This window comes from Paracoccus sp. (in: a-proteobacteria) (assembly GCF_035556475.1).
Classification (GTDB): Bacteria; Pseudomonadota; Alphaproteobacteria; order Rhodobacterales; family Rhodobacteraceae; genus Paracoccus.
This window is the reverse complement of sequence record NZ_DATMFA010000137.1, coordinates 31,915-52,418: the sequence shown is the minus strand read 5'-3', so window position 1 is coordinate 52,418 and position 20,504 is coordinate 31,915. Positions and strand designations below refer to the sequence as shown.

Annotated in this window: 20 protein-coding genes; 12 read left to right on the top strand and 8 right to left on the bottom strand. The window is 66.5% G+C overall.

Going from position 1 to position 20,504, the window contains the following annotated elements:
* Positions 1–57 precede the first annotated feature (57 nt).
* The gene (locus tag VNQ78_RS19175) at positions 58–450 is read right to left on the bottom strand and encodes a YraN family protein (protein WP_325692839.1); all 393 of its coding nucleotides are present in this window, start codon (positions 448–450) and stop codon (positions 58–60) included.
* Entirely contained in the window at positions 450–1,355 is a 906-nt protein-coding gene (rsmI, locus tag VNQ78_RS19170; RefSeq protein WP_325692837.1) for a 16S rRNA (cytidine(1402)-2'-O)-methyltransferase, read from the bottom strand. Before rsmI ends, VNQ78_RS19175 begins: the two co-directional genes overlap by 1 nt.
* 113 nt (positions 1,356–1,468) lie before the next feature.
* Here rsmI and VNQ78_RS19165 point away from each other — a divergent pair, with 113 nt between their 5' ends.
* The 3 genes from VNQ78_RS19165 to murJ are packed head-to-tail and all read left to right on the top strand — an operon-like array spanning position 1,469 to position 7,045.
* Positions 1,469–2,671: a penicillin-binding protein activator gene (locus VNQ78_RS19165; RefSeq protein ID WP_325692835.1), complete on the top strand. Its 1,203-nt coding sequence runs from the start codon at positions 1,469–1,471 to the stop codon at positions 2,669–2,671.
* Between the two features lie 2 nt (positions 2,672–2,673).
* On the top strand, positions 2,674–5,484 hold the full coding sequence (locus VNQ78_RS19160; RefSeq protein ID WP_325692832.1) for a [protein-PII] uridylyltransferase: 2,811 nt from the start codon (positions 2,674–2,676) through the stop codon (positions 5,482–5,484).
* Positions 5,485–5,500: 16 nt separating this feature from the next.
* Positions 5,501–7,045 (top strand): murein biosynthesis integral membrane protein MurJ, encoded by a 1,545-nt coding sequence (gene murJ / locus VNQ78_RS19155; RefSeq protein ID WP_325692829.1) that lies wholly within the window; start codon positions 5,501–5,503, stop codon positions 7,043–7,045.
* Here murJ and VNQ78_RS19150 read toward each other — a convergent pair.
* Complete coding sequence (locus VNQ78_RS19150; RefSeq protein ID WP_325692826.1) at positions 7,036–7,749, bottom strand: rhomboid family intramembrane serine protease; 714 nt, start codon at positions 7,747–7,749, stop codon at positions 7,036–7,038. The genes murJ and VNQ78_RS19150 overlap by 10 nt on opposite strands.
* Before the next feature lie 88 nt (positions 7,750–7,837).
* Between VNQ78_RS19150 and trpS the strand changes: the two genes are divergently transcribed.
* Complete coding sequence (gene trpS, locus VNQ78_RS19145) at positions 7,838–8,857, top strand: tryptophan--tRNA ligase (RefSeq protein WP_325692823.1); 1,020 nt, start codon at positions 7,838–7,840, stop codon at positions 8,855–8,857.
* 71 nt (positions 8,858–8,928) lie between these two features.
* Entirely contained in the window at positions 8,929–9,885 is a 957-nt protein-coding gene (gene bmt, locus VNQ78_RS19140; RefSeq protein WP_325692820.1) for a betaine--homocysteine S-methyltransferase, read from the top strand.
* On the opposite strand, the gene VNQ78_RS19135 is transcribed toward bmt, so the two are convergent.
* The gene (locus tag VNQ78_RS19135) at positions 9,882–10,964 is read right to left on the bottom strand and encodes a PA0069 family radical SAM protein (RefSeq protein ID WP_325692817.1); all 1,083 of its coding nucleotides are present in this window, start codon (positions 10,962–10,964) and stop codon (positions 9,882–9,884) included. The two genes, bmt and VNQ78_RS19135, sit on opposite strands and share 4 nt — an antisense overlap.
* 137 nt (positions 10,965–11,101) lie before the next feature.
* Between VNQ78_RS19135 and VNQ78_RS19130 the strand changes: the two genes are divergently transcribed.
* Positions 11,102–11,263 carry a hypothetical protein gene (locus tag VNQ78_RS19130; protein ID WP_325692813.1) on the top strand — a complete coding sequence of 54 codons (162 nt, stop codon included), beginning with the start codon at positions 11,102–11,104 and terminating at the stop codon, positions 11,261–11,263.
* Between the two features lie 83 nt (positions 11,264–11,346).
* Here the strand turns inward: VNQ78_RS19130 and VNQ78_RS19125 are convergent, their stop codons facing one another.
* The gene (locus VNQ78_RS19125) at positions 11,347–11,943 is read right to left on the bottom strand and encodes an HNH endonuclease (RefSeq protein WP_325692810.1); all 597 of its coding nucleotides are present in this window, start codon (positions 11,941–11,943) and stop codon (positions 11,347–11,349) included.
* 196 nt (positions 11,944–12,139) lie between these two features.
* Here VNQ78_RS19125 and VNQ78_RS19120 point away from each other — a divergent pair, with 196 nt between their 5' ends.
* Positions 12,140–12,559, top strand: a complete 420-nt coding sequence (locus VNQ78_RS19120; RefSeq protein ID WP_325692807.1) for a VOC family protein — start codon at positions 12,140–12,142, stop codon at positions 12,557–12,559.
* Between the two features lie 212 nt (positions 12,560–12,771).
* Here the strand turns inward: VNQ78_RS19120 and VNQ78_RS19115 are convergent, their stop codons facing one another.
* From VNQ78_RS19115 to VNQ78_RS19105, 3 genes are read right to left on the bottom strand one after another with little or no spacing between them, the layout of a single operon-like run.
* The gene (locus tag VNQ78_RS19115) at positions 12,772–13,434 is read right to left on the bottom strand and encodes an alpha/beta hydrolase (protein WP_325692804.1); all 663 of its coding nucleotides are present in this window, start codon (positions 13,432–13,434) and stop codon (positions 12,772–12,774) included.
* Positions 13,431–14,054 (bottom strand): DNA-3-methyladenine glycosylase 2 family protein, encoded by a 624-nt coding sequence (locus tag VNQ78_RS19110; protein ID WP_325692802.1) that lies wholly within the window; start codon positions 14,052–14,054, stop codon positions 13,431–13,433. The genes VNQ78_RS19115 and VNQ78_RS19110 overlap by 4 nt, the downstream gene beginning before the upstream one ends.
* Positions 14,054–14,695: a GntR family transcriptional regulator gene (locus VNQ78_RS19105; RefSeq protein WP_325692930.1), complete on the bottom strand. Its 642-nt coding sequence runs from the start codon at positions 14,693–14,695 to the stop codon at positions 14,054–14,056. The genes VNQ78_RS19110 and VNQ78_RS19105 overlap by 1 nt, the downstream gene beginning before the upstream one ends.
* 65 nt (positions 14,696–14,760) lie before the next feature.
* Here VNQ78_RS19105 and VNQ78_RS19100 point away from each other — a divergent pair, with 65 nt between their 5' ends.
* The 5 genes from VNQ78_RS19100 to purF all read left to right on the top strand — a co-directional run bounded on the left by VNQ78_RS19100 (position 14,761) and on the right by purF (position 20,488).
* Positions 14,761–15,453, top strand: a complete 693-nt coding sequence (locus VNQ78_RS19100; protein WP_325692799.1) for a pyrimidine 5'-nucleotidase — start codon at positions 14,761–14,763, stop codon at positions 15,451–15,453.
* A gap of 29 nt (positions 15,454–15,482) precedes the next feature.
* A complete protein-coding gene (locus VNQ78_RS19095; RefSeq protein ID WP_325692796.1) occupies positions 15,483–16,721 on the top strand; it encodes a UbiH/UbiF family hydroxylase in 1,239 nt (412 codons plus the stop codon).
* Positions 16,722–16,822: 101 nt separating this feature from the next.
* Complete coding sequence (gene radA, locus VNQ78_RS19090; protein ID WP_325692793.1) at positions 16,823–18,187, top strand: DNA repair protein RadA; 1,365 nt, start codon at positions 16,823–16,825, stop codon at positions 18,185–18,187.
* 42 nt (positions 18,188–18,229) lie between these two features.
* Positions 18,230–18,853, top strand: a complete 624-nt coding sequence (locus VNQ78_RS19085; protein ID WP_325692790.1) for a CvpA family protein — start codon at positions 18,230–18,232, stop codon at positions 18,851–18,853.
* A 138-nt stretch (positions 18,854–18,991) separates the two neighbouring features.
* On the top strand, positions 18,992–20,488 hold the full coding sequence (gene purF / locus VNQ78_RS19080; RefSeq protein ID WP_325692927.1) for an amidophosphoribosyltransferase: 1,497 nt from the start codon (positions 18,992–18,994) through the stop codon (positions 20,486–20,488).
* Positions 20,489–20,504 lie beyond the last annotated feature (16 nt).

Genomic DNA, 20,504 nt, shown 5'->3' with positions numbered 1-20,504 from the left:
CCGGCAATTATGGGCGAAGTTGTCGCCTGCCCGCAGTCCCAATGCAAGCCTCGCCGCTCAGGCCATACCGAAGGCGTTCTCCACGATATCGACCCGGCCGACCCGGTCCACGAAAGCAGCGTCAAAGCGCATCAGCGTCAGAAGGCCGGTGGCAAGACCGCCACAGAACTCCATGGCGGCGCGGCAGATCCTGTCCATCTGGCGCCGGTCAATCCTTTCGGCCGCGCTGTCGAAATGCGAGGAGGTCTTCACCTCGACGAACACGAATTCCTGCTCGCGCTGCAGGATGAGATCAATCTCTCCCTGACGGCCGCGCCAGCGCGACGCGACAAGCGCATAGCCGCGCTCCAGATAATCGCGGCAGACCGAATCTTCCCCCATTCTGCCTGAAGCAAAGGCGGCCTTGCCCCTCGCGCTGCGATTTGTCTTTCCCGAAACCTGTTCCCTCATCACCCCTCCTGCTGCAATGCGAGCGCGAGTGCATAGACCTCGCGCCGCGGCACACCGAACCTTGCGGCGGCCGCGCTGGCCGCTTCCTTGACCGACATGGTGGCCAGCATCTCCTGCAATGCCCGCCGCAAATCCGCCTCCTCCAGCGGCTTTTCCTCTGGATGACCGAAAAGGACGACGACCTCGCCCCGCAACCCCTCATCAGGGATCCTGTCCAGCAGTTCCGCCGCCGTGCCGCGCATCACCTCCTCGAACCTCTTGGTCAGTTCCCGGCAGATCACCGTAGGACGATTCGCCTCAATCTCGCACAGGTTTTCCAACAATTGCTTAACGCGCCTCGGGCTCTCGAAGGCGATGACCGTGGCCTGAATATCGGACCAGCTTGCGATCCAGCGCCGGCGCGCGCCTGCCGCGGCCGGGGGAAAGCCCACGAACAGGAACCTGTCGCTCGGCAGGCCCGAGACGCTGAGCCCGGCCAGCGCGGCAGAGGCCCCCGGCAGCGCCCGCACCTTATAGCCGGCCTCGGCGACATCCCGCGCCAGCCGGTAGCCCGGATCCGCCACCAAGGGCGTGCCCGCATCCGAGGCATAGGCGACCGACTGCCCTGCCTCCAGCGCGCTGAGGATGCCGGGCCGCGCCCGGTCCGCATTGTGGTCGTGATAGGCGATCATGCGCCTTCCTCGCAGCGCGATCCCGTGGATATCCATCAGATGGCGCAGGTTCCGCGTATCCTCTGCCGCGAGGATATCGGCGGTGTTCAGCAGGTCGAGCGCCCGCAGGGTGATGTCCCGCGCATTGCCGATCGGGGTCGCCACAAGGTAGAGCGCAGCCTCCGGCGCCTCACGCGACACGGTGAGTGGGACCGGGCGCGGCGCCGCCCCTTCCGAATGTCCGCTCTCAGCCATCCGCTGTTCCTTTCGTGGTTGTCCGCCGGGGGCGGCGCAAGTTGCCAACCCCCCGATATGCCAATAACCTGCGCTCGTTAAGTCCTCAGCCCGCAGCAACAGGGAATCAAGCAATGACCGTCACGTCCATGCGCCGCGGCAGCTTCGTTCTGCCCCGCCCCCTGGCCCGCATCGCCGCACTGGCCTCGGCCCTCGTGCTTGCCGCCTGCCAGCCGATCGAGATGGGGCTGTCCGGGCCTTCGACCGGGCCGGGGATCGACCCGTCGCAGCCGGTGCCGGTGGCCCTGCTGGTGCCCGGCGGAACCGGCAGCGCCGACATGGACTGGCTCGCCCGTTCGCTGAGGAACTCGGCCGCGATGGCGGCGCGCGACGCGCAGGGCGCGACCATCGACCTCAGGGTCTATGAGGCGGGCTCGGATCCCTCGCAATCCGTGGCCCAGGCGAACAAGGCGGTGGATGAGGGGGCGAAGATCATCCTCGGCCCGCTTTTCGCCGATTCCGCCAATGCAGTCGGCGTGGCGATGGCGCCGCGCGGGATCAACGTCCTCTCCTTCTCGAACAATGCCGATATTGCCGGCGGGAACGTCTTCGTTCTGGGCAATACCTTCTCGAACGTCGCCAACCGGCTGGTCAGATATTCGGTCCGTAATGGCAAGCGCCGCTTCCTTGTCGTGGCCGAGGACGATGCCGCGGGTCAGGTCGGCTCGCAGGCGATCCAGCAGGCGATCCAGCGCAATCGCGGGACGCTCGCCGGCCTAGCGACCCATCCGGTGTCGCAGCAGGGCATCGACGGCGTGGTGCCGAACGTCGCGCAGGCCGCAAGTTCGGGTAATGTCGACGCGATCTTCATGACGGCGAACCATGGCGCGGTCCTGCCCTACCTGACCGACGCGCTTGCAAATGCCGGGGTCACCTCCTCCACCGTGCAGATGATGGGGCTGACCCGCTGGGACCAGCCCAGCTCTCGGCTAGGGCTGAAGGGCATCCAGGGCGGCTGGTTCGCGCTGCCCGACACCCGGCTCAAGGGCCAGTTCGACCAGCGCTACCGCGCCGCCTATGGCGAGGCCCCGCATGAGCTTGGCTCGCTGGCCTATGACGGTGTCGCCGCGATCTCGGCCCTTGTCCGTGCCGGCAAGCGCAATGCGCTGACCACTGCGGGCCTGACCCAGAATGCGGGCTTCCAGGGCATCACCGGGGCGTTCCGCCTGCGCCGCGACGGCACGAACGAGCGCGCGCTATCGGTCGCCACCATCCGTGGCGGGCAGGTCGAGATCCTCGATCCCGCGCCCCGCAGCTTCGGCGGAGCAGGGTTCTGAACTTGACCAACCTTCCGGCCCAACCCCTGCCCCAAAGCGCCCCGGCATTGCCCGGGGCACATTCGTTGTTCTCGCCTGAAAGCTTCCTGCCCTATCTGGAGGCGGCGCTCGAGGGCGCCGAAGGCCCGCGCGAGATCCGCAGCCGGACCGTCGCGGTCCTGACCAAGGCACGGGCGGATGCCATGGCGGACATCGTCGCGGGCTTCCAGTCCCATCCCCGCGCCGCGCGCGAGACGGTGCGTGCCATCGCGAGCCTCACCGACGCGACGGTCAATGCGATCCACCATGTCGCGACGACGATCCTGCATCCGCAGAAAAACCCGACCGATGCCGAGCGCCTCTCGGTGCTGGCGATCGGCGGCTATGGCCGGGCCGAGATGGCGCCGCAATCCGATGTGGACCTGCTGTTCCTGACGCCGTGGAAGATCAGCGGTTGGGCCGAGAGCGTGGTCGAATCCATGCTCTACATGCTCTGGGATCTCAAGCTGAAGATCGGGCAGTCGACCCGTTCGATCGACGATTGCCTTCGACTGGGTCAGGGTGACATCACCATCCGCACCAGTCTCCTCGAACACCGGCTGGTCTGCGGCTATGCCGGCTCGGCCGAGGTGCTGCGCGACCGGCTCTGGAGCGAGCTTTTCGACAATTCCGTCCCCGAATTCATCGAGGCGAAGCTGGCCGAGCGGTCCGAGCGCCATCGCCGGCAGGGCGGGCAGCGCTATGTCCTCGAACCGAATGTGAAGGAGGGCAAGGGCGGGCTGCGCGACCTGCAGACGCTCTACTGGATGGCGAAATACATCCACCGCGTCGACCGGGCGGTCGAGCTGGTCGATCTGGGCTTCTTCACCAAGGAGGAGCATCTGACCTTCTGGCAGGCCGAGGATTTCCTCTGGGCGGTGCGCTGCCATCTGCATCTGCTGACCGGCAGGCCGAGCGACCAGCTGACCTTCGACATGCAGGTCGAGGTCGCGCGCTCCATGGGCTATCGCGACCAGGGCGGACGCCGCGCGGTCGAGATCTTCATGCAGGAATATTTCACCCATGCGACCCGCGTGGGCGAGCTGACCCGGGTGTTCCTTGTCGCGCTGGAGGCACGTCACCTCTACAAGGCGCCGCTGATGAACGGGCTTTTCACCCGCCGCAAGCGGCTGAAGCCCGGCTTCAAGCTGGATCGCGGCCGCCTGAACTATGCCGACGAGAAGCAGTTCCTGTCCGACCCGCTGAACATCCTGCGCCTGTTCGAGGAGGCGCTGCGGACCAGCTATCTGCTGCATCCCGACGCGATGCGGGCCGTCGCGGCCAATCTGGACCTGATCGACGATCGCATGCGTCAGGATCCCGAGGCGGTGCGCATCTTCCTTGACCTGCTGCTGAAGCACGGCAATCCCGAACGCTCGCTGCGCCGAATGAACGAGCTTGGCGTCCTCGCCGCCTTCATTCCCGAATTCGCGCCGGTCGTCGCGATGATGCAGTTCAACGTCTATCACCATTACACGGTGGACGAGCATCTGATCCAATGCGTTGCGGCCCTTTCCTCGATCGAGCGGGGCGACGAGGTCGCGGACCTGCCGACCGTCAGCCGGATCATGAAGGGCAAGATCAATCGCCGCGTGATCTATCTGGCCGTGCTGCTGCACGATATCGGCAAGGGCCGGGCCGAGGACCACTCGATCCTCGGCGCACGGCTGGCGCGGCGCATCTGCACGCGCTTCGGCCTCGACCAGGACGAGATCGAGACGATCGAATGGCTGATCCGCAATCACCTGCTGATGTCGGACGTGGCGCAAAAGCGCGACATCGCCGACCCCCGCACGCTGCGGGACTTCGCCAAGATCGTGAAGACCGTCAGGCGGCTCGATCTGCTGACCGTGCTGACCGTCTGCGACATTCGCGGCGTCGGCCCCGGCACATGGAACAACTGGAAGGCCGTCTTGCTGCGCAAGCTGCACGGCGAGACCGAGCGGGCGCTGAAGAACGGCCTCGAGGAGCTGAACCGCGACCGTCGCATCGGCGAGGCCAAGCAATCGCTGCGCCACCTTCTCACGGCCAAAGGGTGGGAGCCGCGGGTGATCAAGTCTGAGCTTGGCCGCCATTACGAGAACTACTGGCCCAGCCTTCCGACCGAAACGCAGTTCGTCTTTGCCGAGTTGCTGCAAGAGCTTGGCGATGACGAGATCCGCATCGACCTGCACCCGGACGTTGACCGGGACGCCACGCGGGCGGCCTTCGTGCTGGTGGATCACCCCGGCATCTTCTCGCGGCTGGCAGGCGCCATCGCGCTGGTCGGGGCGAATATCGTCGATGCGCGCACCTATACGACCAAAGATGGCTTCGCCACCGCCGTCTTCTGGATGCAGGACAGCGACGGCCATCCCTATGCGGCCGAGCGCCTGCCCCGCCTGCGCAAGATGATCGAGCGGACGCTGAAGGGCGAGGTCGTCCCGCGCGAGGCCCTTGCCGGGCGCGACAAGCCCAGGAAGCGCGACAGCGCCTTCCGCTTTCCGACCCATATCACCTTCGACAACGAGGCCTCGGACGTCTACACCGTGGTCGAGGTCGATACCCGCGACCGGCCCGGCCTGCTTTACGACCTGACCCGCACGCTGGCCGAGAACCATATCCAGATCGCCAGCGCGGTGATCGCGACCTTCGGTGCGCAGGTCGTCGACACCTTCTATGTCAAGGATATGTTCGGGCTGAAGCTGCACCAACAGCCAAAGCGGGATTCCCTCAGCAAGAAGCTGCAACAGGCGATCAAGGACGGGGCCGAGCGCGCCGAAAAGGCCGAGCGACCGCTTGGCGGCTCGTTCTGAGATCACGGAAGAACATATGCAACCGATCAGACTTATCCGGGGCTTCCTCTCGGTCGGGGCCTGGACCCTGGCAAGCCGGCTGGTGGGCTTCATCCGCGACGTGATGATCGCGGCCTATCTGGGGACCGGCCCCGTGGCGCAGGCCTATCTGGTGGCTTTCACCCTGCCCAACATGTTCCGCCGCTTCTTTGCCGAGGGCGCGTTCAACACCGCCTTCGTGCCGATGTTCGCCAAGCGGCTCGAGGCCAACGACAACCCGCGCGGCTTCGCGGAGGAGGCGTTTTCGGGCCTCTTCTCGGTCGTGCTGGTCGTCTCGGTGATCGCGCATCTGGCGATGCCCTGGCTGGTCCTTGCCATGGCGGCGGGCTTTGTGGGCGACGAGCGCTTCGACCTTGCGGTGATCTATGGGCGGATCTGCTTTCCCTATATCCTGTTCATCTCGCTGACGGCGCTGCTCTCGGGGCTGCTGAACGCGGGCGGGCGGTTCATGGCGGCGGCGGCCGCGCCGGTGTTGATGAACTTCATCCTGATCGCGGCCATGCTGCTTGCCGACCGGAACGGCTGGGACATGGGCCTTGCGATGGCATGGTCGACGCCGATCTCGGGCATCGCGCAGCTTCTCTGCGTCTGGTGGGCGGCGAAGCGCATGGGCTTTCCCCTGCGCCTGCGCCGGCCGCGGCTGTCGCCCGACATGCGCCGGCTGCTGGCCGTGGCCGCGCCCGCCGTGCTGGCGGGCGGCGTCGTCCAGATCAACCTGCTGGTCGGGCGTCAGGTCGGGTCGTTCTATGACGGCGCGATTGCATGGCTGACCAATGCCGACCGGCTTTATCAACTGCCACTGGGCGTCGTCGGCATCGCCATCGGCATCGTGCTGCTGCCCGACATCTCGCGCCGCCTGAAGGCGGGCGATGCCGGCGGCGGACGCCATGCCTATAACCGCGCGGCCGAGTTCGCGCTGTTCCTGACCGTGCCCGCCGCCGTCGCGCTGGTCATCGCCAGCTATCCGCTGATCTCGGTCCTGTTCAAGCGCGGCGCTTTCCTCGAGGCGGATGTCGGGCCGACGGCGCTCGCGCTTGCGATCTACGGCCTCGGCCTGCCGGCCTTTGTGCTGCAAAAGGTGTTGCAACCGCTTTATTTCGCCCGCGAGGATACGCGCAGCCCGTTCCGCTTCGCGATCTGGTCGATGGTGGTCAACGTGATCGTCGCGCTGGGGCTTGCGCCGCTGATCGGTTTCTCGGCGGCGGCATGGGGCACGACCATCGCCGGATGGATCATGGCCGCCCAGCTTTGGCGCGGCACCCGCGCCTATGGCGAGGCGGCCGAGATCGACGACCGCCTGCGCCACCGCCTGCCCCGCATCGTCCTCGCCTCAGCAGTGATGGGCGTGGCGACCTGGGGTGTCATGGCCGGCCTTGGCGACAGGCTCTATCAACCCGGAACGCGCTATATGGCGCTGCTGGTGCTGGTCGCCTCGGGCGTCGCGGCTTACGGTATCGCCGCGATGCTGCTGGGCGCATTCCGGCCCTCGGACCTGCGCGCCGGGTTCCGGCGTCAGCGTTGACGGATCTGACGCATCACCCGCGCCATCCCGCCGGGGATCAGGACGAATGACAGAAGAAAGCCGGTGCAGAAGCCGGCGATCTCTGCCAGCCATGTGGTATTGCCGCTCTGGAACAGGATGGCAAAGACCAGCTGGAAGGCGAGGAGCATCCCGATCAGCGTGAAGGCCCGCATCCGGTTCGCGTTCTCCTGCCCGAGCCGGATCCAGAGCAGGAAGGTGAAGGCGCCGACCAGCCCATAGACCGCCGGATAGCCGCCGATCAGCGGCTGAAAGCGGATCTGTGGCAGAAGCCCCGCGGCCAGCGTATAGACCAGCGCCCCCCCGACGGCCGAGCCGAAGAACAGCGCGACCACCGCCCAGGCGCGAAACTGGCTTGCGACGAGGTTGCCAAGCGCGAGGCAGAACACGATCACAAAGACCGCATGCATCAGCGACATATGGACGAAGGGATAGGTCAGGATCCGCCAGCTCTGGTCGAGGATGAACACCCGCATCTGCCAAAGCTGCAGGACCAGTTCGGGGATATAGGCAGTCCGCTCGACCGCGACCTGCCGCATGGCCAGCCCCGCGCCCGGCCCGCCGCCGCCGGCAAGCCCGATCTGCCCGAGGCCGAAGACCGCCTCGCAGGCGATCATCGGCAGGACCAGCGCCCAGACCACGGCGGGAACGGGGTTCAGCGGGGATTCGTCGTAACCGGCTCGCATCGTCTTCCTCATCGCTTTGCCCGGGCAGTTGCGCCCGGGACGGCCAAGGGGTAAGCCAGCCACCGGGATTTTCCAAGCAGGTAGTGCCATGACCACGAGCTTCGCCAAGCGCATCTTCTCCGGCATCCAGCCCTCGGGCGGGCTGACACTGGGGAATTATCTGGGTGCGCTGAAACGCTTCGCCGACTATCAGGGCAAGGGGGCCGAGACGATCTATTGCGTCGTCGACCTGCACGCGATCACCGTCTGGCAAGAGCCCGAGAAGCTTAGACACAATACCCGCGAAGTCGCGGCAGCCTTCATGGCCTCGGGCGTCGATCCCGAAGTGTCGATCCTGTTCAACCAGAGCCAGGTCGCCCAGCATGCGGAACTTGCGTGGTTGTTCAATACCATCGCGCGCGTCGGCTGGATGTATCGGATGACCCAGTTCAAGGACAAGGCGGGCAAGAACAGCGAGAATTCCAGCCTCGGCCTGCTCGCCTATCCCTCGCTGATGGCGGCCGACATCATGGCCTATCACGCCACCGCCGTTCCGGTGGGCGAGGATCAGAAGCAGCATCTGGAACTGACCCGCGACATCGCCGCGAAGTTCAACCATGACTACAAGACCGAGTTCTTCCCGATCGTCGAGCCGCTGATCGAGGGCACCGCGACCCGCGTGATGAGCTTGCGCGACGGTTCCAAGAAGATGTCGAAATCCGATCCCTCGGATGCCGCCCGCATCAACCTGACCGACGATGCCGACGCCATCGCACAGAAGATCCGCAAGGCGCGGACCGATGCCGATCCGCTTCCCGCCACCATGGCGGAACTGAAGGACCGGCCCGAGGCGCGCAACCTCGTCAACATCTTCGCCGCGATGACCGGCGAGACGGGCGAGGCGGTGCTCTCGCGCTTCGAAGGCCAGGGCTTCGGCACGTTCAAGCCCGCCCTCGCCGAGGTCGCGGTCGAGACGATGGCCCCGATCACCGCGCGGATGACGCAGTTCATGGCCGACCCGGCCGAGATCGACCGCATCCTCGGGCGCGGCTCGGATCAGGCGGCGGCCATCGCGCAGCCGATCGTCGAGCGCACCAAGGAGATCATGGGGATGATCCGCTCGCGCTGAGGCGCAAGGAAAATCAAACATTTCCGCATGGGACGTGCTAGCATTGATCCCGTGCGAGAACGGATAGGGCAATGACGGACCTCTTGTCCCGGCTGCTCGGTGCGCGCCCCTGGCTTCTGGCCGATGGCGCGACCGGGACCAATCTTTACAATATGGGCCTTGCCGCCGGCGACGCGCCCGACCTGTGGTGCGAGACGCAGCCCGACAAGGTACGCGAGCTGCATCGCCAGATGATCGCCGCGGGCGCGGACCTGATCCTGACGAACAGCTTTGGTGCCAATGCCAGCCGGTTGCGGCTGGCCGGGGCCGAGGATCGCGTGGCGTCGATCAACATGGCCGCCGCCCGGCTCGCGCGGGAAGCGGTCGCGGAAAGCGGCCGCCCGGTCATCGTCGCCGGTTCGATCGGCCCGACCGGGGAAATCATGGCCCCGATCGGCCGCCTGACCGAGGCCGAGGCGGCGCGGCTTTTTACCGAACAGGCCGAGGCGCTGAAGGCGGGCGGGGTCGACATCCTCTGGATCGAGACGGTGAGCGCCGTCGAGGAGATGCGCGCCGCCGCCCGCGCCGCGCAAGCGGTCGGCCTGCCCTGGTGCGGGATGATGAGTTTCGAGCCCGGCGGGCGCAGCATGATGGGCGTCAGCCCGCCGCAGCTTGCCACGCTGGTCGACCGCCTGCCCTATCCGCCCGTGGCCTATGGCGCGAATTGCGGCACCGGCCCCGCCGAGCTGTTGCTCGCGATCTCGGGTTTTTCCGCCGCCGGGTCCGAGCGGCCGCTGATCGCCAAGCCAAATGCCGGAGTGCCGCGCTATCAGGATGGCGGGCTGATCTATGACGCGACGCCCGAGGTCATGGCCGAGTTCGCCGTCCTTGCCCGCGACATGGGGGTGCGGATCATCGGCGGCTGTTGCGGCACGACGCCCGCGCATCTTGCAGCGATGCATGACGCGCTGACCCTGCGCCCCGGCGGACCGCGCCCGACCAGCGAGGCGATTTCCTCGCGCCTCGCGGCGCTGATGCCCGACCGCTAGAACAGCGAAAGCTGGTCGCCCGCCCTGGGCGGCGGCGCGAACTGGCTGCAATCGAGGATCGGGCTTGGCCGGTCAAGCCCGAGACGCCGCTTGGCGAGCTTGTAGCGCTGATGCAGAAGCTGGGCCTCGACCCCCTCGCCCCGCATCCGTGCGCCAAAGCGCGGATCGTTGTCGCGCCCGCCCCGCATCGCCTGGATGCGGGACATGACATGCCCGGCCATCCCCGGGCGATGCCGTTCCAGCCAGTCGCGGAAAAGCGGCGCCACCTCCAGCGGCAGGCGGACGGGAATCATCGCGGCCGAACTTGCCCCGGCATCGCGGCCAGCCTCGAGGATCTTCTCCATCTCATGCTCGTTCAGGACCGGGATCATCGGCGCGGCCATGACGCGGACCGGCACGCCGGCGCGGGCAAGACTCTCGATCATCCTGAGGCGGGTGGCGGGGGTCGGGGCCCGCGGCTCAAGCTCGCGCGCAAGCCGGGCGTCGAGCGTGGTGACCGAAACGCCCGCCGCCACCAGCCGCCGCGACGCCATCTCTCCCAGCAGGTCGGTATCGCGCATCACGGTTGCGCCGCGCGTCACAAGCTGCATCGGGTGGTTCCATGCCAACAGCACCTCGATGCAGCGCCGCATGATGCCCAGCTTCGCCTCGGCCGGTTGATAGGGGTCGGTATTGGTGCCGAAAGCGATCGGCGCCACCGCATACCCGCGCCGCCCGATCTCGGCCGCGAGAAGCTCGGGCGCGTTCGGTTTGGCGGTTATCTTGGTCTCGAAATCAAGGCCGGGCGACAGGCCCAGATAGGCGTGGCTGGGCCGCGCGAAGCAATAGATGCAGCCATGTTCACAACCGCGATAAGGATTGACCGAGCGGTCGAAGCTGATATCCGGCGAAGTGTTGCGGGTGATGATCGAGCGCGCATTTTCCATCGCCACCTCGGTCCGCAACAGCACTTCCTCGACCGGCAGATCCCAACCGTCACCCTCCCTCACCCGCTGATAAGGCTCGAATCGCCCGTCCGGCCTTGTATCGGCGCCGCGGGCGCGCAGGATTTCCTCGGGCTGTCTGGGTGGCAGGGTCATCCGGCCAGCGTATCGCATAGATGAGAACATTTCAAGAACATCGAAAAGGTGGGAGAATGTCGATGTCGAATCTTTCATCCAGAACGGGCTTTCGCTTCCGGTCTCCTGCGCTCATATTGGGAATATTGGAGGACGACATGCCGTTGCCGCATTTTCTGATCCTGATTTTTGCCGTGATCCTGGCCGCGGGCCTGACCATATGGGCCGCAAGCGCCGTCGGCGTGCCGCTATTCGCACTGGCACTGATCGCGCTGATGGCCGCCGCAATCGCACATCTGGCGACGCGCGAGGACCACTAGAGGCAGGCGCACCCGCGCCCTTGGCACCCCCTGACCGGAAGATCACGGGGAAGGATGCCGCGCATCTGACATTTGCGAGAAGGTCAGCCCGAGATCAGCTCGGCATCCCAATAGAGAAAATCCATCCAGCTCTCATGCAGGTAGTTCGGCGGGAAGCGGCGGCCGACGGCATGCATCTCCTCGGGCGAGGGACGGGCCGGGGTGCGCCGCAGCCGCATGCCGGAGTTCCGCAGGGACTTGTTCGCCTTCTTCAGATTGCAGGGCGAGCAGGCGGCAACCACATTCTCCCAGCTCGTCACCCCCCCGCGTGAACGCGGGACGACATGGTCGAAGGTCAGTTCGCCCTTGGCGCCGCAATACTGGCAGCAGAATTCGTCCCGCAGAAAAAGATTGAAGCGCGTGAATGCCACGCGCTTCTGGGGTTTTATGAAATCTTTCAGCACGACAACCGAGGGGATGCGTATCGCCTCCCGTTGGCTTCGGACGACTTCGTCATATTCCGCGATGATCTGCACCCGATCGAGGAAAACCGCCTTAATCGCCTCCTGCCAGGGCCAGAGTGACAGGGGGTAGTAGCTGAGAGGACGGAAATCCGCGTTCAGCACCAGTGCCGGGTGGTGGCGCAGGCTTGAAGGCTCGCGCACGAATTGGGTTCGAAAGTCGCCATGGTCGTCCAGCATCGGCCCTTTGCCTCGCCTGCCAGAAACTTGTCGGATCGTCGTGAGGCCGACTATATATCGCGACCGCGCCCTGACAAGCCCCTGAATATATGTCCTGAGCACGGATTACTCGCGATGCGTGACATCGGCGTGACATCGACCCGGCAATGGCGCGGCGTGCTGGCAATGCTGCCCGTCCCGTGCCAGCATGTTTCCCATGACAAGACCGCCTGCCCTCAACGGAACGCTGGAATCCGCGCTTTATGTGGATGACCTCGACCGCGCGGCGGAATTCTGGGGCAAGGTGATCGGGCTTGAGGAAATCGCGCGCCATCCCGGTCGCCATGTCTTCTTTCGCTGCGGCGCCCAGATCCTGTTGATATTCGACGCGCGGGCGACCCGCATCCCGCCCCGCCCGGATGCGCGGTTGCCGGTCCCTCCGCATGGTGCGACGGGTCCGGGGCATTTCTGCATGAGCGCATCCCCCGATCAGATCGAGGCGTGGCGCAAGCATCTGGAAAATGCCGGGGTGGAGATCGAGGCCGACTTCATCTGGCCGCAGGGCGGCAGGTCGATCTACTTCCGCGACCCGGCCCTCAACTCGATCGAGATCGCGGATCCCGCGATCTGGCGCTGAACCGTGACCGGATCAGCGCAGCAATGCTTTCAGCGACGCGACCTTGCCGCGACCTTCTGCGATACCGGCTTGCGCAGGCTCAGCGCCCAGAGGCTGGCCGGAACCAATGCAAGCGACGCCATCAGGATAAGGTCCATTGCGAAATCTCCCCTTTACCTGATCTCAACGTAACTGCTGCCTTCCGGGTTTCAAGTGCGATTCCGCACCCCCTGCTATGACCTGACGGCAAACCGCTGCCTGAGGAAGTTCAGCGCCATCGACAGCCCGTCCGGCGAAATGCCGTGCGGCGTGTTCTTCATCACATGGGTTTCGACCTCGAACCCGGCCTTGCCAAGCGCATCCGCCGCGACGGCCATGCTGTCGAACGGCACGACATTGTCCTGATCGCCATGCAGCAGCAGGACGGGCGGACGGGTCCTGAGCCCCTCGCCCACGGTATCGGGATTGATCAGCCGGCCCGAGAAACCGACCACGCAGGCCAGCTCCTCCTCGCGCCGGGGCGCGACCTCCAAGGCCATCATCGTCCCTTGCGAGAAACCGACCAGAGCCAGTTTCGAGGCGGGGACACCCTCCTCCTCCAGCACCCGGTCGAGGAAGGCATTGATGTCGGCAAAGGATTGCTCGGCCGAGGCACGCGCCTCCTCTATGCTCGATCCGTCCATCCACGGGATCGGGAACCACTGATAGCCCATCGGATTGTTGCGGCAGCGCTCGGAGGCGTCGGGGGCATAGAAGGCGGTGCCCGGCAGATGCGGTCCAAGCGGATCGGCAAGTCCCAGCAGATCGGCGCCATCGGCGCCATAGCCGTGCAGGAACACCACGATCGAGTCCGCCTTGGCGGGCCCCTTGCGTTTCGATTTCAACTGACGCGTCATCTGTTCCCCTCGCGGTCCTTGGCCACCCGGTAATAGGCCCAGAGGGCGCGTGCCGCAACCGCGCGCCACGGTCGCCACGGCTCGGCCAGCGCGGTCAGCGCGGCGGGGCCGGGCCGTTCGGGCAAGGCGTAAAGCAGGCGTGCCGCCTCGGCCAGCGCCAGATCGCCCGCAGCAAAGACATCCGCCCGGCCGAGGGCGAATTTCAGATAGATCTCGGCAGTCCAGCGCCCGATTCCGGGCAAGGCGGTCAGGGCCGCGATAGCTGCCTCGTCGGACAGATCGCGCAGACCCTGCCAGTCGACACCTGCCGTGGCGATGCCGCGCAGATAGCGGATCTTTGGCCGCGAGAGACCGGCCGCCCGCATCACCTCGTCATCGGCGGCGGCAATGCCCGCCTCATCCGTCAGCCCTGCCGCGGCCATCCGCAGAAGGATGGCATCCGCCGCCCGCGTCGAGATCTGCTGCGAGACGATGGCGTCGCGGATCGAGCCGAAGCCCTCCTCCCAACGCCGCAACGGCAGGGGACCGAGTTCGGGCAGGACGCGCGCCCAGACCGGGCAGACCCGCGCGAGATGGGCCGCCCCGTCCTCCAGATCCGAGGCGGTGCGGATCACCCGCATCATTCGTCGAGCGCGCTTTCGCTGGCAAGCCGCGCCTCTTCCTTCAGCCGCGTCTCGAAGGCCATCGAGATATGCCGGCGCAAGGCCGCCTCGGCCCGCTCTCCGTCGCGGGCGGTGATGGCGTCGACGATCTCCTGATGCTCGTCCAGCGTCACGGTGTCGCGCCCCTTGGCGGCCAGAGTCGTGCGCGCCATCAGCGCCATGCTGCGATGGACGATATCAAGCTGCTGGACCAGATAGCGGTTATGCGAGGCCAGGTGGATCTGGTGGTGAAAACGCCGGTTCGCCCGCGACAGCGCCCGCGGGTCGCCGAGGATGTGGTGATCCTCCTCGACCATGCCGGCAAGGACGCGGATCTCCTCGGGGGTGGCGTGGCGCGCGGCAAGGCGCGCGGCAAGCGCCTCCAGCTCGGTCCGCACGGTATAAAGCTCGGCCAGCTGGTTGTGGTCCAGTGTCGCCACGATCAGGCTGCGCCCGTCACGCTTCAGCATCGACTGGGTTTCCAGCCGTTGCAGCGCCTCGCGGACCGGGGTGCGCGAGACGCCGAAACGCTCGGCCAGCTCCGATTCGACCAGCCGGTCGCCGGGGCGATAGATGCCGTTGTCGATGGCAGAGAGGATCAGGGAATAGGCGTCTTTCATGTGCCGCACGATCCGTCGTCCTGCACGGGATTGCAAGCGCCCTGCCACCGGCTTAGGCAGAGGTCATGGATTTTGATCACGTGACCACCTGGATCTTCGATCTGGATAACACCCTCTACGCGCCGGAAATGCGTCTGTTCGACCAGATCGAAAGGCGCATGACGGCCTATGTGATGCGCGAACTCAGGGTGGACGAGGCCCGGGCGAATGCGCTGCGCAACCAGTATTGGCGCCAGCATGGCACGACGCTGGCCGGGCTGATGGCGCATCACGCAATTGATCCCCTGCCCTATCTGCGCGAGGTCCATGACATCGACTTCTCGCACCTGATCCCCGACCCGGAGCTTGCGGCGCTGATCACCGACCTGCCCGGCCGCAAGATCGTCCATACCAATGCCGATACCGAATATGCCGCGCGCGTCCTCGGCCATCGCGGCCTGACGGTCTTTGACGAGGTGCATGGCATCGACAGCACGAATTTCCTGCCAAAGCCCGATCCCGCCGCCTATGACGCCGTCATCACGGCCTCGGGCTTCGCCCCCGCCTCGGCCGCCATGTTCGAGGATGACCCGAGAAACCTCGCCGTGCCGCACCGGCTGGGGATGCGGACGGTGCTGGTCGGGACCGGCCGCGACGGCCCGGACGAGCTTGCCGCCGATCACCCGCACGGGCCGCATGTCCAGCATCAGACGATGGATCTGGCCGAGTTTCTGCGCGGGCTTGCGGCGGGACGGTATCGCGCGAAGGATCAGGCATGACCCCGACGAAACCGCACAGGATCTGACCAATGGCCGGAACACGCAAAACCGCCTCGGCCACGCCGATCGTTCAGAGCGCGAGGACCGAGGATTGCGACATCCTCGTCTCGGGCGGCGGCATCGCGGGCCTGATCGCGGCCGCGGCCTTCGGCAGCGCCGGTCACATCGTCACCTGCGTGGACCCCGCCCCCCCCGTGACCGAGGAATCCGCCGAAGGCTCGGACCTCAGAAGCACCGCCTTCCTGCAACCGTCGATCGCAGTCCTGAAGGCGGCGGGCGTATGGGACCGGCTCGCCCCCCATGCGACGCCCCTGCGGATCATGCGCATCATCGACGCGGGCGGAAAGACCGCGCAGGCGCGGCTCACGCGCGATTTCGATTCCTCCGAACTCTCCGACCAGCCCTTCGGCTGGAACCTCCCGAACTGGCTGCTGCGGCGCGAGATCGCCGCCCGATTGGCCGAGTTGCAGAATGTCCGCTTCCTGTCCGGCACCGGAACCCGCAACCTGCTGGCGCGCGACCGCGAGGCGCTGGTCGGCCTCAGCGACGGCAGCCGCCACCGCGCGCGGCTGGTGGTCGGGGCGGACGGCCGGAACTCGCCCGTGCGTCAGGCCCTCGGGATCGGGACGCGCACGCTGCGCTATGGCCAGAAGGCGCTGGCCTTCGCGGTGACCCACACCCTCCCGCATGAGAATGTCTCGACCGAGGTGCATCGCTCAGGCGGACCCTTCACGCTGGTCCCGCTGCCCGCGCGCGACGGCAAACCCTCCTCCGCCGTGGTCTGGATGGAGCGCGGCCCCGAAATCGCCCGCCTGCGCGCCCTCTCGCCCGAGGAATTCGGGGTCGAGCTGAACCGGCGTTCGGCAGGCGTTCTGGGACATCTGACGCAGGAGACGCGCCTGACGGAATGGCCGATCATCAGCCAGATCGCCGACAGCTTCTGCAGCCTCAGGACCGCCTTGATCGCCGAGGCGGCGCATGTCGTGCCGCCGATCGGCGCGCAGGGCCTGAACATGAGCCTCGCCGACCTCGCCGCGCTGGTCGAGCTTTCGGCAGGCGATCCGGGCAGCCGCACCTCGCTCGAAATCTACAACCGCCGCCGCCGGCCCGAGGCGATGGCGCGCCTCCTCGGCATCGACGCGCTGAACCGGGCCAGCATGATCTCGGCACCGCCGCTCCGCGACCTAAGGGCGGCAGCTCTTGGCTCGCTCTATGCGGCCGGCCCTGTCAGGCGCGTCCTGATGCGCGCGGGCCTCGGGATCAACTGACCTTGCCCGGTTTCACCGTTTCCCAAATACCCATGCGACGCTTCAAACCGCGGCAAGCCCCGGCACGGCGCGCGTCCGGGCCAAACTGCGGATAGGACGACATGGCCAAACCCGTCACCGCATTCACCTGCACCGCCTGCGGCGCCAGCCACCGGAAATGGTCCGGCCGCTGCGAGGCCTGCGGCGAATGGAACACCATCGTCGAGGAAGCCCCCCTCTCTCAGGGACCGGGTCGCGGCCTCGGCACGCTCAAGGGCAAGGCCATCCCGCTTTCCGGCCTCGCCACGATGGAAGCGCCTCCACCCCGCGCCTGCTCGGGCATCGCCGAATTTGACCGGGTGCTGGGCGGCGGGCTGGTGCCCGGCTCGGCCATCCTCGTCGGCGGCGATCCCGGCATCGGGAAATCGACGCTGCTCCTGCAGGCCGCCGCCGCCTTCGCGCGCTCGGGCCAGCAGGCCATCTATATCTCGGGCGAGGAGGCGAGCGCGCAGGTCCGCCTGCGGGCGCAAAGACTGGGGCTTGGCGACGCGCCGGTGCGGCTCGGCGCCGATACCGCGCTGCGCGACATCCTGACCACACTCGACGCCGAACGCCCCGATGTCGCGATCCTCGATTCGATCCAGACCCTCTGGTCCGATCAGATCGAGGCGGCGCCCGGTTCCGTCGCGCAGGTCCGCGCCAGCGCGCATGAGCTGGTGACCTTCGCCAAGCGCCGCGGCACCTCGGTCATCCTTGTCGGCCATGTCACCAAGGAGGGCCAGATCGCCGGTCCCCGCGTGGTCGAGCACATGGTCGACACCGTCCTCTATTTCGAGGGCGAGCGCGGCCACCAGTTCCGCATCCTGCGCGCCCACAAGAACCGCTTCGGCCCCGCGGACGAGATCGGGGTTTTCGAGATGACCGGCGGCGGCCTCGCCGAAGTCGCGAACCCCTCGGCCCTGTTCCTGTCCGAGCGCGGCCAACCCAGTGCCGGATCGGCGGTCTATGCCGGGATCGAGGGCACGCGTCCCGTGCTGACAGAAGTTCAGGCGCTTGTTGCACCTTCGACACTGGCAAGTCCCCGCCGCACCGTGGTCGGCCTCGATTCCGGGCGGGTCTCGACCATCCTTGCGGTGCTGGAGGCGCGCTGCGGCATCCCCTTTGCCGGGCTTGACGTTTTTCTCAACGTTGCCGGGGGGATGCGCGTCAGCGAACCCGCCGCCGACCTCGCCATCGCGGCAGCGCTTCTCAGCGCGCGCGAGGACATCGCGCTGCCGCCTGAGGCCGTGGTTTTCGGCGAAATCAGCCTCTCGGGCGCGCTCCGACCCGTGGCGCAAACCGAAAACAGGTTGAAAGAGGCGCAGAAACTTGGTTTTTCACGGGCAATCCTGCCAACGGCCACCAAGGTCGAAGGTGTGGCCGGAATGCGGATCGACCGCATTCCCGATCTGACAGGCTTCGTGGGCGAGACATTCGGTGCAGGATGAGCTTGCCTTTCAATCGCGCGGATAACCGCAAAAGGGCGTGACATGGACGGTTTCACCATCATCGACGGCATCGTTGCGGTCGTGATCATCCTCTCGGCGATCCTGGCCTATGCCCGGGGTTTCGTGCGCGAATCGCTGGCAATCCTCGGCTGGATCGGCGCCGCCGTTCTGGCCTTCATCTTCGCGCCGACGGTGCGCCCGATGGTGGCGCAGGTGCCGGGGCTGAACAAGTTCCTGGCCGACAGCTGCGAGCTTTCGACGATCGCGGGCTTCGCCGCGGTCTTCGCGCTGGCCCTGGTGCTCTTCTCGATCATCACGCCGCTCTTCTCCTCCGTCGTCCAGCGTTCGGCGCTTGGCGGGGTCGATCAGGGCATGGGCTTCCTCTTTGGCGTCGCGCGCGGCATCCTCCTCGTCGCGGTGGCCTTCATCGTCTATGACCGGGTGATGTCGACACAGCCGGTCGCGGTCGTCGACAACTCGCGATCGGCCCAGGTCTTCCAGCGGATGACCGACCAGATGGACGAGCAGATCCCGCAGGACGCGCCGGGCTGGGTGGTCTCGCGCTATGAACAACTGGTCCGCGGCTGCATGGCCTCGACCACCGTAACGCCCGACACCGCGACCCCCGCTCCGGCCCCTGCCGCAACCCCCACCCCGGCGAACTGACGCCTGCGGGCATGAATAATTGATGACATAAATGCGCCCCGTCAGCCCGGCGGGGCGTGACTTCATCGGTATCAATCACTATGTTGCCGCCAAGCGCCACATGGAAGCCCTCCCCTTTAGCCACATGAGTCGGTGATGATGCAGCCATTCCTCGCCCATCCCTTCGATCACGATCGCCTGCATGAGGAATGCGGCGTTTTCGGCGTGATCGGCGTCGCGGATGCGGCGAATTTCGTCGCCCTGGGACTGCACGCGTTGCAGCACCGGGGCCAGGAAGCCGGCGGGATCGTCTCGCACGATGCCGAGCAAGGTTTCAACAGCGCCCATCGCTTCGGCTATGTGCGCGACAATTTCACCAAGCAAAGCCTGATGGAGACGCTGCCCGGCTCGCTCGCCATCGGTCACGTCCGCTATTCGACCGCCGGCACCAAGGCCGCGACCGCGATCCGCGACGTGCAGCCCTTCTTCGGCGAATTCGCCATGGGCGGCTGCGCCATCGCCCATAACGGCAACATCACCAACGCCATGGCCCTGCGGCGCGAGTTGATCGAGCGCGGCTCGATCTTCCAGTCCTCGAGCGACAGCGAATGCATCATCCACCTGATGGCGCGTTCGATCCAGCGCAACATCCCCGAGCGGATGAAGGACGCGCTGCGCCGGGTCGAGGGCGCGTTCAGCGTCATCGCCATGACCCGCACCAAGCTGATCGGCGTCCGCGACCCGCTGGGCGTGCGCCCGCTGGTCCTCGGCAAGATCGGCGATGACGGCTTCGTCCTCTCGTCCGAGACCTGCGCCCTCGACATCATCGGGGCGGAGTTCATCCGCGAGATTGATCCCGGCGAGATGGTCGTGATCTCGCAGGGCGAGGTCGAAAGCTCGCGCCCCTTCGGCCCGTCCACCGGCCGTTTCTGCATCTTCGAGCATGTCTATTTCTCGCGCCCGGATTCGATCATTGGCGGGCGTTCGGTCTATGAGACCCGCCGCCAGATCGGCGTGGAACTGGCCCGCGAGGCCCCGATCGAGGCCGATCTCGTGTGCGGCGTCCCCGACAGCGGCACCCCCGCGGCGATCGGTTTCGCCCATGAGAGCGGCATTCCCTTCGGCATGGGGATCATCCGCAACCAGTATATGGGCCGGACCTTCATCGAGCCGACCGAGCAGATCCGCAATATGGGCGTGCGGCTGAAGCTGAACGTGAACCGGGCGCTGGTCCGGGGCAAGCGCGTGGTGCTGGTTGACGATTCGGTGGTGCGCGGGACGACCTCCCGCAAGATCAAGGACATGATCCTTGATGCCGGCGCGGCCGAGGTGCATTTCCGCATCGCCTCTCCGCCGACCGCCTGGCCCTGTTTCTACGGCGTCGATACGCCGGACCGCGAAAAGCTGCTGGCCGCCCAGATGACGGTCGAGGAAATGCGCGAATGGATCGGTGTCGACAGCCTCGCCTTCGTCTCGCTCGACGGGCTTTATCGCGCCGTGGGCGAGGTCAAGGGACGCAACCGCACCTCGCCGCAATATTGCGACGCCTGCTTCTCGGGCGATTATCCGGTCGCGCCCTTCGACCAGCTCGAGCGCGGCTTCCGCATGAAGGTCGATTCCGAAACCTCGACGATCACCGGCCACGCCGCCGAGTGATCGCGGCAGCGGGCGG

Excerpts from the sequence above, each read along its gene's own strand:
- VNQ78_RS19100 (WP_325692799.1), top strand. The coding sequence starts at position 14,761 with ATGGATTTTGATCACGTGACCACCTGGATCTTCGATCTGGATAACACC.
- VNQ78_RS19130 (WP_325692813.1), top strand. The coding sequence starts at position 11,102 with ATGCCGTTGCCGCATTTTCTGATCCTGATTTTTGCCGTGATCCTGGCC.
- VNQ78_RS19095 (WP_325692796.1), top strand. The coding sequence starts at position 15,483 with ATGGCCGGAACACGCAAAACCGCCTCGGCCACGCCGATCGTTCAGAGC.
- trpS (WP_325692823.1), top strand. The coding sequence starts at position 7,838 with ATGACCACGAGCTTCGCCAAGCGCATCTTCTCCGGCATCCAGCCCTCG.
- VNQ78_RS19150 (WP_325692826.1), bottom strand. The coding sequence starts at position 7,749 with ATGCGAGCCGGTTACGACGAATCCCCGCTGAACCCCGTTCCCGCCGTG.
- VNQ78_RS19175 (WP_325692839.1), bottom strand. The coding sequence starts at position 450 with ATGAGGGAACAGGTTTCGGGAAAGACAAATCGCAGCGCGAGGGGCAAG.
- VNQ78_RS19135 (WP_325692817.1), bottom strand. The coding sequence starts at position 10,964 with ATGACCCTGCCACCCAGACAGCCCGAGGAAATCCTGCGCGCCCGCGGC.
- VNQ78_RS19085 (WP_325692790.1), top strand. The coding sequence starts at position 18,230 with ATGGACGGTTTCACCATCATCGACGGCATCGTTGCGGTCGTGATCATC.
- VNQ78_RS19125 (WP_325692810.1), bottom strand. The coding sequence starts at position 11,943 with ATGCTGGACGACCATGGCGACTTTCGAACCCAATTCGTGCGCGAGCCT.
- murJ (WP_325692829.1), top strand. The coding sequence starts at position 5,501 with ATGCAACCGATCAGACTTATCCGGGGCTTCCTCTCGGTCGGGGCCTGG.
- purF (WP_325692927.1), top strand. The coding sequence starts at position 18,992 with ATGCAGCCATTCCTCGCCCATCCCTTCGATCACGATCGCCTGCATGAG.
- radA (WP_325692793.1), top strand. The coding sequence starts at position 16,823 with ATGGCCAAACCCGTCACCGCATTCACCTGCACCGCCTGCGGCGCCAGC.
- VNQ78_RS19120 (WP_325692807.1), top strand. The coding sequence starts at position 12,140 with ATGACAAGACCGCCTGCCCTCAACGGAACGCTGGAATCCGCGCTTTAT.
- VNQ78_RS19105 (WP_325692930.1), bottom strand. The coding sequence starts at position 14,695 with ATGAAAGACGCCTATTCCCTGATCCTCTCTGCCATCGACAACGGCATC.
- bmt (WP_325692820.1), top strand. The coding sequence starts at position 8,929 with ATGACGGACCTCTTGTCCCGGCTGCTCGGTGCGCGCCCCTGGCTTCTG.
- VNQ78_RS19165 (WP_325692835.1), top strand. The coding sequence starts at position 1,469 with ATGACCGTCACGTCCATGCGCCGCGGCAGCTTCGTTCTGCCCCGCCCC.
- VNQ78_RS19115 (WP_325692804.1), bottom strand. The coding sequence starts at position 13,434 with ATGACGCGTCAGTTGAAATCGAAACGCAAGGGGCCCGCCAAGGCGGAC.
- rsmI (WP_325692837.1), bottom strand. The coding sequence starts at position 1,355 with ATGGCTGAGAGCGGACATTCGGAAGGGGCGGCGCCGCGCCCGGTCCCA.
- VNQ78_RS19110 (WP_325692802.1), bottom strand. The coding sequence starts at position 14,054 with ATGCGGGTGATCCGCACCGCCTCGGATCTGGAGGACGGGGCGGCCCAT.